General features: G+C 57.2%; 1 protein-coding gene. It reads right to left on the bottom strand.

What is annotated here, in order from left to right:
• Positions 1–12,051, bottom strand: a 12,051-nt coding sequence (locus ACKI5T_RS04370; protein WP_407435816.1) for a hemagglutinin repeat-containing protein, incomplete at its 3' end; no start/stop codon positions are given.
• Between the last annotated feature and the right edge of the window lie 3 nt (positions 12,052–12,054).

Here is a 12,054-nt window from a genome sequence, read left to right as displayed (position 1 = left end):
GCCAAGAATACCCGCTATCAGCCCTGTGGCACCGGAAGTCGCCCGCCAGAAATCACTGCCCGGACCGTACTCTTTGTCCGCGTTGATGTAACGGCTGTCGTTCTTCACGGCAGCGTTCAGCTCCGCCTCTGTGGCCTGAGGGTTTTGCTGGTGCAGTTCCTCTTTTAACGCGGCGTTCTGACCGGCGGCCTGTTCCTCCATCGCGGCTTTATACGCATTCGCCGCCTGAATACCCAAACTGGTGGCGGCAGTCTGGATTTCCAGTTTGTCCTTCACTTTATCCGCATCAAAACTATCTTTCACGCTGTGGTTCGCATTTGCCGTGTCACGGCTCAGGTTCGCCACATCCTGCTTCTGATTAGCCTTATCGCGGATGGTGATGGTGCCATTGGCAACAGCGCTGTGCGTGGTGCCACTTTCACTGCCAGAAACACTCGCCAGGCTGGGTGAAGGCTGACCCTGCGAAGTTGGCTCATTGCTCTGCGTATCGTTGTTAAACCCTATACCACCGGATACCGTAAATCCGACCTGTTTACCGCTCCAGTCCGACTGATTATGCAGGTTCTTCCAGCCAAGCGTACCGGTATCAAGGTGATTTTTATCCGCAGAGGCATCGGATGCAATGACCGCCCCATCGAGTTGCGTGTGGTTGCCGACCGTAATGTCAAAGCCACCTTTACCGGCGTAAATCCCGCTCTGGTCTTTCACAGAATCATAATTATTGTGCAGCTTCTGCGAATCCATACTGCCGCTGCCCTGAACCACTGCACCGTAACAAATCGGTGGTATGCAGACGCTCAGATTCACGCCAGAAGAGGTCGACTTGCTGTCATACCGGGATGAGTCCTGCACGCTGGCGATGGTCAGATCACGACCGACATCAGCAATCACTTTATCGGCACTCAGCTCCGCCCCGTTCAGAGTAGTATCGCGACCACTGATAATATTCAGAATGTTGTCGGCATGGACTTTACTGTTTTGATTGGTCTGGCTCTTCCCATCAGCACGGCTCTGGTTCTGGCTGTAACCAAACTCGCCGGTAAACCCGTTCTGACTCCCGCCCATCGAGAAACCCACACCCGCACTCACCGAATTACCGCTGGCGCTATTTTTCAGGGTTTCGGTGTCGCGTGACGAACTCAGAACGATGTCCCGCCCCGCATTAAGGGTGACAGTTTTACCGCTGATATCCACACCCTTCCCGGCAATATCCTCACGCGCTTTAATGATGACCGCGTTCCCGGCATGCAAAGTGCTTCCTTGCTGCTGGCTATGACTGTAATCCTGCGTCTGAGAGGTTTTTCCTGCCGTAGCTGAAACACTGACTTTAAACGCCGCCGGGTTCATGTCCCCCTGCATAGTCTGTGTGGCCGCATCAAGTCCTGCCTGCGCGGCATAAATTCCCGTTAAACGTGGATCGCGGTCATCCTGGACTGAACGTGCAACACGCTCTGCGGTTTGTGCTGCACTTACGGCCCAACCGGAAACTTGTCCTTTAATTCCGTACTGGGTGGATGAGGAGTCGCTGTGGTTCTTGAGCCTATCCTCACTGACGTCAAATAAGACATTTTTACCACTGACGACCAGCGTATTGCCTGCGCTGATATCAGCGCCGTGTACAGAAACATCCTCACCCGCCTGAAGGGAAACATTCCCTTTCTGACTTGCTATCTGAGTGCGCAGCGTGTTCTGTTCATTACCGTCAGAAGTTAAGCCGAAAGTATCTTTACGCCATCCAATCGTACCGCTGTAACCATCGCCGCCCAGATTCCCAACCATCGAATGGCTACCCGACTGACTTTGATGCGTGGCGTTATTCCCGGTTGTGACGTTGATATTGCCTTTATCAGCCGCAATCAGCAGATCGTTGATCGCACCGAGCGCACTGCCAGCAATATCGACACTGCCGTTACGGCTGTTGATGTAGATATCCGATCCACTGATGTGAGAGGCGTTCTCTGTTGTGGTTCTTCGGTGAGATTGGCTACGTGAGTTATCCATAGCGTAAGGCAGGATTTTATTGCCGTTGTCCGGCGAGCCATTGAGGGCTCGTGAAGCCGCGCCCGGCCCTGCGATCCCATCGGTAATACTCCAGCCTTTGCTGCTCGCTTTACTGCTCAAACGCTCGGAATCGGTAGACGTTACAATCGCAATATCACGCTTCGCATCCATGATCACTGCTTCGCCCGCACTGACCTGGCTGCCACGAATCAGAATATCGCCATGCCCGTTTTTTCCCGTTGCCGTTAGCTGTACGTTACCCGCCGCATTAAGCGCGCTGCCCGTATTGAAAAGGCCTTCATAGTGACTTTCGCTTTTCGATGAGGATTTACCATAGGTCATCGGCAGAGAGGACCCCATCGCCATATCCGCGCCAGTTGCCGCAATCTCGTTGCTCAGCTGTTTGACTTTAGTAATGCTGTCGCTGTCGGAGTGGGCGATATCACGAATATTACGAATACCGTTAATCAGCGGATCAGCAACCGATACGGTCAGGCCACTGCTTTTACTCGACTGTTTCGCATCCTGAGTGATTTGGTCGCGTCCCGGCACGATCGCAATGTCGCTACCTGTGATGTCAATGTGTCCCGTTTTACGATCGGTATCGCCCTTCATCCGTCCTGCCACAACATCAGTGGCGCTCAGCGTGACCTGCTTCCCGGCATTGATCACCACGTTACCGCCCGTCGTCCCGATGACGCTGCGGGAATCACTTTCGGTTACCTCGGCGCCTTTACGCTCAGATTTGCTGGACTGGGAGCCAATCGTTATACCCAGGCTTCCCCCCCCGAAGACACCGCTCTTTTTCGTGCTCTTCTTGTCGTAGTGGCTGGCAGTATTCTCTGCAGCTTCAACGGTGACATTATTGCCAGCATTCAGCGCAATATCCCCATCCGCCGCTACGGCTGAACCACGGATATTGAGGTCTGTACCTGCCTGCAGCGTGACGTTATCCCCACTCAGCAACGTTCCCTTTTCATGAGTGGCGCTTTCTTCGTGAATTTTGTGAGTCGTTTTTTTGCTGAGGAAGCCTTTTTTAGTTTTCAGGGTTTCCTTATAGGCATAATCGCTTTCTGTGGCCGTCGACAGGTTAATGTTATGCCCTGCGGCTATGCCAACGTCTTCCGTGGCAAGAACCTGCGTGGCCTGCGAATTAACATCGCGTCCGGCGATAATCACCGTGTTACCGCCGCTGGCGATTTCGGTTCCCTGCTGGCGTACGGACTCGTTGATGACCGTTTTCTTGCTCGACTTGTAGCTGTCGCCCTCGCGGGTCTCCTGGGACGCGAGATTCACATCGCGTCCGGCCTGTAGCCCGACGTTTTTCTCCGCCGCCAGCGCTGCCGCCTGTGCGTTGATGTCCTGCCCGGCTTTCAGCACCAGGTTTTCACCTGCAGAAACGGTAGTGCGATCGAGGTCGGTGCTGTGCGATTCACTCTTGCCTTTACGGCTGCTTTCGCTGGTTTGCGCCGCGTTCAGGTTCAGATCGTTGCCCGCACTCAGTCCCGCGCTGCCGCCTGCTTTCAGGTCGCTGGCGGTGAGATCGATATTGTGCCCGGCATTAACGATGAGATCGCCGCCCGCGCTGACGCTACTTCCCTGATACGTCACGGATGAACGGCGGGTTTTCGCCTGGCTGGAGCTGTAGGCGTCATTCACCTGATTGGCGTTGACGGCGATATCGCCCCACGCGTTCAGCAGCATATCGCCGCCGGACGCCAGGTTCGCGCCGGTGACGGTGATGTTTTTACCCGCCTCCAGCGACAACGAATCCTGCGCGGTAATCGACGCCGTGGTGCCCAACACGGTGTCTTTGATCGTCACATTGCTGCGTTTGCCCTTTGCATTGATATCAATCTGGTCCGCCAGCGTCAGGTTATTGATGCTGCCGTCCAGGCTCTCCAGCGCCACCGTCTTACCGCTGATGGTTGAGCTGATATTATTGATATCGCCGATAGCGCTGAGGTTCAGCGCTCCGCCCGCTTTCATCAGGCCGTCGTTGAGGTTGCTGATGCTGTTCTGGCTGTCGATCGTCAGGCTGTTATTGGCCAGCAGTGAACTGCCACTGTTGGTGATATTGCCGCTTTTCAGGGTGACGTTGTTGCCCGCAATCACGCTACCGTTGTTGACGGTGACATCTTTCGGCGACAGGTAAACCTTCGGCACCATCACCGTTTCGCCGTTGATGGTCGCTTTTTCCCACCAGATGATGCTGTGGTCGAGCGCAGCAATCTGGTCAGCATTTAGCGATACGCCAAACTGCAGGCCGAGCGACTGCTGTTGCGCGGCGGCGTTGTCCATCAGATAGCGCATCTGATCGAGATCGGAGCCAATACCGTTCAGATAGCGGTTGCCGGTCTGATTGAGCACAACGTTGCTGACGTAGCGGGTATCAAACGCCGCGTCGCCGAGGAAGCGGTAGTCGTAGTCCGGATTGAGGTTCAGACGCCCCAGCATATAGGACGATCCGAGCACCTGTTTTTCATCGGTAAACGCAGTGCGCGTCTCTTGTGGCGCGGCTGTCGACGGTTTAATGCCGAGCAGCGCATTCAGGTCGGCAAACAGCGCCGGATCCAGTTTCCCGAGGTCGTTGAGTTTTGGGTTGACGTTAATCAGGTACGGGCTTTTCGGGTTATCGGAAATCACAAAATAGCCGTTTTTGCCTGACGGCAGCGGATAGGCGCTGGTATCCACGGTTTTACCCTGATACTGCCCGGTCGCACCGCCGGTGGCGTTATTCAGCGCCGCGGTTGTAACGCCTGCATTCGCCAGACTGCCCAGTTTGCCGAGGTTGGCGTTGCCTTTTTGGGTCGTAGAAATGTTGGTCAGCGCGGCGTGGCTCGCGCCGTTGTTGTCCAGCGCGCCGCCGCCGTTGATTTGCTGCAACGCACCCTGGAGCTGATCGTTCCACTCCGGCGAGTTCACCGCCACCGCTGCGGTATTTGTCAGGCTCTGTTTTTGCGCCCCGCCGCCGATCGTTTTATTGCTCAGCGTGTTCAGGGATGGCGCAGAAACGGTGTTGCTGACGCCGCCCGCATTGGCGGTGGTATTGGTGTTGCTGATGTTACTGGAGAAGTTTGCCGTGACGTTGCCACCGGCTTGAATGACGGCGCGATAGACAGAACCAACAACACTTTCTGTGGTTCTATCAGTGAGTTTGTAATTTGAGATCAGTTTTGTTTTAGGTTGAATTGAATGGCTATAATGTTCAACCGACTCAATATCATCAGGAATTTCATACTGATAAGTATAAACGAGGTAATCAGTCGATGTTGAATTCTCCCATGACTGATTTGATAACGTATTACCAGAAAGAGAGATGTTTTTATTTGCCAGGATAGCGCTAGCGTTATTAGCCAAATTTCCGGAGTAAATTGTCAGATTGTTACCCGAACTAATTCGAGCAGATCCACCATTGGCTGAAACTGTACTTACTGTCTGTTTCTGAGCAAATTTTTGCACAAGACCCGAAGCTAAGGGCCGATATGATGCAGCTGCTGGCTTTGTGGAGCAATTACCAGAGCCATTATGGGCTGCACCAGAACAATGTTCCGTTGCCGGAAAATAGACAATTCCATAACTCCCATCTGGTAAATTATCAATCGAAATGGAAATGAGAGCATCACCTAAGCCATCAATACCAAGAAGATTATTTGTGGATGAGGTCGTGCTTTGTAACCCGTCACGCTGATTTAAAAGCTGCGCCGTCTTTATCGTCATATCACCGCGCGTGGTCTCAATATTCCCCGACGTGTTTACCACCTGACTGTTGGCATTTCCCGCCGCGTCTTTCTGCATCCACAGGTTATTTCCGGCGAGGATATCGCCGCGCTGGTTGGTGATGCTGTTGGCGTACAGCGCCATATTATTGGCCGCATACAGCAGTGCGGTGTTGATGATGGATCCCGGCGCGCTGAGCGTCAGGGAGCCACGCGTTCCGGTAAAACCGTCGACGGTAATATTGCCGCGGCTGGCAATGTTGATATCGCCGCCGCCCTGAATTGTCCCCGCACCATTGAGCGCAACAGTACTGCCGGAAAGCGTGCTCGCCCCGGTTCCGGTGGTGATCTGTCCGTTATTGCTTAACTGCCCGCCCGCCGTCAGATTGACCGCCTGCCCCTGCATCACGCTGCGGTTATCGATCGCCCCATTGCTGCTGATCGTGAGCGTTTTACCCGCGGCCAGCGCCGTTTTACTGGTAAACGCGTTGGTGAGTTTTAAGGTCAGATTGCCGAGCGAGACGACCTGTCCGACAACATCCAGCCCTTTACTTTCGAGCCACAGATCGCCGCCGCTGAACAGTTTACCCGCCGCGCTCTGGTTGACCTGATTAGCGCCCACCGTCAACTGCGTGTTGCCCAGCAGCGTGCCGTTGTTGGTCAACTGGTTGTAATTAACGGCCAGCGTTCCCGCCTGCGTGGTGCCCTGATGGGTAAAGGAGTTACCCGTCAGCGTCGCCTGATCGGCAACCCAGGTACCACTGTTGGTCGCCGTCGCAGCGTTCAGAATGAGATTCGTCGCCTGCAGCCAGCCCGCGCCGGTGTACTGCGGTGTGTTCAGCGTAAGACGCGCGCCGGACAACAGTTTGCCGTCGTTCCGCGCCTGGCTGGTTGCAGTGACGCTGGTTTCGCCGCCGCCCTGCATCAGCCCGTAATTGAACAGGGAAGGGGTGGTCACCGTCATCCCCTGACGGCTGACAATTTCCCCGCTCGCGTTATTGGTCAGATTACCGCTAAGGCCAAGCGTGACGCCGTTATCGCCCTGCAAACGCCCGTTGTTGATGAGCGCGCTGGTTGTCACCCCGAGCGTCGCGCCCTGAATTTTGCCGTCGTTACTCACGGACGCAGCGTTCACGTTCAGCGCCCCGCCGGAGAGCATCGTCCCGCTCTGCTCCTGAGTCATCGCGCCCGTTTGCGCCAGCGTAAGTCCGTTAACGCCGCTGATCGCACCGCTGTTGTTGAGCGTCGCGCCTTTCAGCGTCAGATTTTTGGCCGCCCACTGCCCCTGATTGTTGAGCGACAGCGCCTGCAGCGTCGCCGTGCCCATCGCAGTAATTTTGCTTCCCGCGCTGCTGGTCAGCGTATTCGCCAGCGTCATTTGCAGGGCATCGGCGCTCTGCACCGCGCCGCTGTTCGTCAGCGACTGAGCGTTAAGCAGAATGTTTTGTCCCTGCCAGATTCCGGCGTTCGTTACGGCCCCGGACGTGATATTCAGCGTACCCTGCGTGAGCAGCGCGCCCGTCGGCCCATTGATCAACTCCTGCTGCGGCGCGGCCATCGCCATACGCGCCATTAACTGCTGACGGGCTTCGATCGTCAGGCTGTCCAGGCCGGTCAGCGTCCCCTGGTTGTTGATACTGCTCTGATGCAGGTCGAGATTTTTCCCCTGCACCGTGCCGCTGTTTTTCAGCGTCGCGCCGCCGAGCGTCACGTCGCCTTCGCCGAGCAATTGCCCACGGTTATCCAGCGTTTGCGCCGTCACGTCCGCCGCGCCTTTGCTCATCAGCGACCCGGTTGAGGTGAGCGTCCCGCCAACATTCGCGGTCAATCCGCCCAGGCTCAGAAGCGATCCGCCGTGCGTCCAACCGTCAGAAGTCACATCGACGTTGTTGCCCTGAAGCGTGCCTTGGGTGGTCAACTGTCCGGCATCCAGCGTTAACGCGCCGCCGGTCAGCGTGCGGGATGCCGCCGTGGTCGCAAGCGTATCGCCGGTGAGCGACACGCCATCCGTGCCTTGCCATAGCCCGCTGTTATTGAGGTCGCGAGCATTCAGCGCCAGGGTTTTACCGGTTATACGGCCCGGGTTGAGGATGCTGTCGGCGCTGAAATTCAGCGCGCCGCCGCTCTGTATCTGTCCGCTGTTGGTCAGTTTGCCGGTGAACGTCCCGGTAAAGCCGTTGAGTCCGTTGAGTGTTCCGCTGTTGTCCAGCGATGCTGCCGTGAGGCCAATCGTCGCGCCCTGCACAGCGCCTGCGTTGGTGAGCTGACCGCTGTTAAGCGTCAGCGCCCCACCAGAAATCCACTTGCCCGCCGCGTCGTTGGTGATACGGCTGGCCGTCGCGTCGGCGTTGTCGTTGCCCTGAACCAGCCCGCTGTTGCGAATATCCGTGCCGCTCAGGGACAGGGTTTTCCCCGCCAACGTTCCGCTGTTGGTGAGCGTTGGCGCGTTCAGCACTGCGTCATTTTTGGCCACAATGCCGCCCTGATTATTCAGCGTTTTGCTGAGCGCAAAATCCAGCGCATCGGCCTGTATATCGCCGCGGTTAAGCAGATCGTTTCCCTTCACCGTGAAGCGCTGATTCACCTGCATCAGCCCGGCGTTGTCGAGCTTATCGAGATCCAGATCCAGCGAACCGCCGCTGACCAGCTGTCCGCTCTGCGCGTTTGTCAGGTTGCGGGTGGCTAACGTCAGGCTGTCGTTACCCTGCACGGTGCCGGTGTTGTTCAGCTGCGGGGTACTGAGCGTCAGCGATTTTGCCGCCAGTTGACCGTCGTTAAACAACTGCGCCGCCGTCAGCTCAAACAGGTTTTGGCTGAGCATCGCGCCCTGATTATCGAGCCGCCCGTCGACGTTGAGTTTCAGGCGATCCAGCGCCTGCACCGAACCGCTATTAGTCAGCGTGTCGGCGGTGAGCGCCGCGTCGCGCGACTGAATTTGCCCCTGATTGTTCAGGCTAGTTCCGGAAAGCATCAGCGTTTCGCCGCCCGTCGCCTGGCCCTGTGCCTGGTTGGTAAACTGGTCGCCCGTCCAGGCCAACGCATCGCTGCCCTGCAACAGCCCGCTGTTAAGCAGATCGCCGTGCAGCGTCAACACTTTCGACAGCAGTTGTCCCTGGTTTGTGATATTGCCGGCGTTCAGATCGAGCTGCTGCTGGCTCAGCACGTTGCCCTGATTAGAGAACGATCCGCTGACCTTTGCCGTCACGCCCGCTTCGCCCAGCGCGTTGCCGCTGTTGATCCACTCGCCCGTCGCCAGGTTGAGGGTTTTGCCCTGCAACAAACCGGCGTTGGTCAGCGTGGCGTTTTGCAGATGCAGTTCACCGCCGGAGAGCAGCTTGCCCGCCAGTTGGTTATCGAGCTTTTTGCCCGTCGCGGTCAGGGAGTTTGTCCCTTGCAGCGTACCGCTGTTGAGAATCGCGCCCGCGTTAAGTTGGGTGTTTGCTCCCACCAGCAGCCCGCTGTTGAGCAGCTCTGGCGCGGTGAGCGTCAGGCCATTTTTGGCGATAATTTTGCCGTCAGCATGGTTATTCATCTGACGCGTCAGCGTGAAAAGCAGATCGGTGGCGCTCAGTTCGCCGGTGTTCTCAAACGATACGCCGTGCAGATCCAGCGTGCCGTCGGTGCGTAACGCGCCGCTATTGCTTATCTCTGCGGCGTTCAGCGTCAGCGCATCATTGCCCTGCATCACGCCGTGATTTTGCAGGCTATCTGCCGTCAACCGCATGTTGTTCGCCGCCATCTGGCCGTCGTTGTCCAGCGCCGAACCCGTAAAACTCAGCAGGTCATCTGCCAGCAAACGACCCGCCGCCTGATTTGCCAGGCTGGTATTGTCGAGACGCAGATTGACGCCGTTGATTTCCCCGGCGTTGGTCAGGACGTCGCCTTTCAGCCACAGATTTCCATCGGTGGTGATAAGCCCCTGGTTGGTGAGTTCCGGCAGATCGAGCGTCAGATCGCGAACGCTATACAGCGCACCGCTGGCAAGGTTATCCAGCGCATTGGCGTGCAGGTTGAACTGGGTATTCGCCTGCAGCAGACCGCTGTTGGTAATGCGCTGCCCGTCGAGGGTCAGGGTGTCGGCCACCAGCGTTCCGCTGGACGTGATAAATTCCGGGGCGGTAAAAGTGATATTTTTGGCTTTCGCGATGCCGCTGTGGGTGATGCGTTGTCCGTGCAGAGAAATACTGTCCGCCGTTAATTCGCCGCCGCTGGTAATCCCTTCTGTGGCGCTAAACGTCAGCGTTTTCGCTGTCGATTGACCGTCGTGGTCGAGCGTCTGCGCCGTGACGTTAAGCGCCCCTTTCGCCGCCTGAATGCCGTTGAGCGTGGCATTTTCCGCCTGCAACGTCAGATTCTGGCCGCTCTGGAGATGTGCATCCGCGCGAGTCTTCAGATTTTTGGCGCTGACGTTCAGCGCTCCTGCGGCATCCGTCTGGCCGTTAAGATCCGCGAGCTGCGCGGTAGTCAGCTGGATATTGCCCTGGCTGGTGGTACGCGACCCTTTGCCGCTGGTGAGACTGTCGGCGTTGACGCTCAGCGCTTTCGCCCCTGAAAGCACACCGTTTTGCGCCAGCGCGCCGGTTTTGATATTCAGCCCGCCGTCGGCGAGCAGATCGCCGCTGTTTTGCAGCGATTCGCTGACGTCGAGATCCGCGTCCCCTTTCGCGCTGAGCGTCCCTTGTTGGGTTAACGTGCCGGCGCTGAGCGCCAATTGACCACCGCTTTGCAACGTCCCGCTGTTGGCGAGTGTTTGGCTTTTTAGCGTGACGCCGTTGCCCTGCAATGAACCGCTGTTAATCAACTCGCTCGTTTGCGCATCAACGCGACCTTTTGCCGCCATCTGTCCGCTGTTGGCCACCTGATTGGCGGCGATCGTGAGATTGCCAGCGGCGTTGATTTGCCCCTGGTTTGTCAGACGTTCACCCTCAAGGCGAATGTTTCCTGTGGCATCCGCACGGCTGCGGTCGTCCAGCGCGAGCTGTTGCCCTTTGAGCGCCAATGTTTTACCCGCCGAGATCGCCCCTGCGGTCGCCGTGAGCGTTCCGCCGCTGGTTAACGTGGCGTTGGCATTGCTGCCCACTGCCGCGTTAGCGATGGTCATATCCTTGCTGCTGACAACATTGAGATCGCCGTTGCCCGACACGCCCCCACCGTTGATAGTGAGCTTACCATTGCTGTTGAGCGTGGTATTTCCCTGGCCCACCAGCTTTGTATTGGTCAGCGTCATATCCTGACCGCTGTTGACCGTCAACGCGCCTTTGCTGTTCGCTCCCCCGCCGGTTGCCTGAAGTTTGCCGTCACTGGCAAGGCGCATCTCGCCGCCGCTGGTGAGCAAGCTGTTATTCAGGGTCATATCCTGCGTACTGGCAACGTTAAGCGCACCGCCTGCCTGATGACTGCCGTTCAGCGTCACGCCTGCGCCTTTCGCGGTAATCGATCCGCTGGCAAGGCTGTTGGTGACCGTCAGTTTACCGCTGGCATCGAGCTGAATATCGCCCTGCCGCGCGTTAAGATTCCCGAGGTTGACGCCCACGCCTGTATCGCTGGATACCAGACGAATACGGTTCGCGTACATCCCGCCCAGCGCACCGGTATCGACCGCCACGGTCGGGGTCGCGCTCTGTCCGACAATCGCTTTAACGCTGCCATCCGCGCCTACGCGATTGGCCCCGGCAATGACGGTCAGATCTTTGGCGTGAATTGCCGCATTGACCTCGGTTGCACGGGAAATAATCGACAGCGCGTCGCTTTTGCTGGCATCCAGTCCCTGGCCTTCAACTGTGATCGCCCCTTTGGTGACGTCCAGCGCCATCAGATTGCCGTTCGCATCGAACTGCGGCTTACCGGTGGTTAAAGTCACATTCGGCGTATTGATGAATCCACAGCCGTTACACGTAATTCCGTAGGGGTTGGCGACCATCACGTTCGCCGCTTTTCCGCCGACTTCGGTATACCCCTGAAGTTGCGAGCGATTTGCGCCCGTCACTTCGTTAATGATCCCTTTCGCTTCGCGTCCCGCCTGCAAATTGGGGTTGTTCTGGATCAGCCCACCGAGCTGGGTTTGGGTCAGGCGAACGGTGGCGTTATTGAGGATGACGCCCTCTTTGCCGACGTTGTAGCTGTCGAACTGGTTGTGGGAAATCCCCGCCCCGTTAGGCGTGGCGATATTCACCACCGGCACGCCGTTTCCGGCCTTATCCATAGTGGTGTTGCCGGTCGGCGTCATCACCGCCGCAAAGGCAGGCGCAACCGGCTGCCAGATCATTAAGCCGCAGACGACCCAGCTAATCAGACGCTGAGAGAAACGAACGGGTGGGTGACGGGTATCCATAGT

It is taken from the genome of Lelliottia sp., assembly GCF_045627565.1.
Lineage (GTDB): Bacteria > Pseudomonadota > Gammaproteobacteria > Enterobacterales > Enterobacteriaceae > Enterobacter.
The sequence above is the reverse complement of the archived record's forward strand: the minus strand, read 5'-3'. Positions and strand labels throughout refer to the sequence as shown.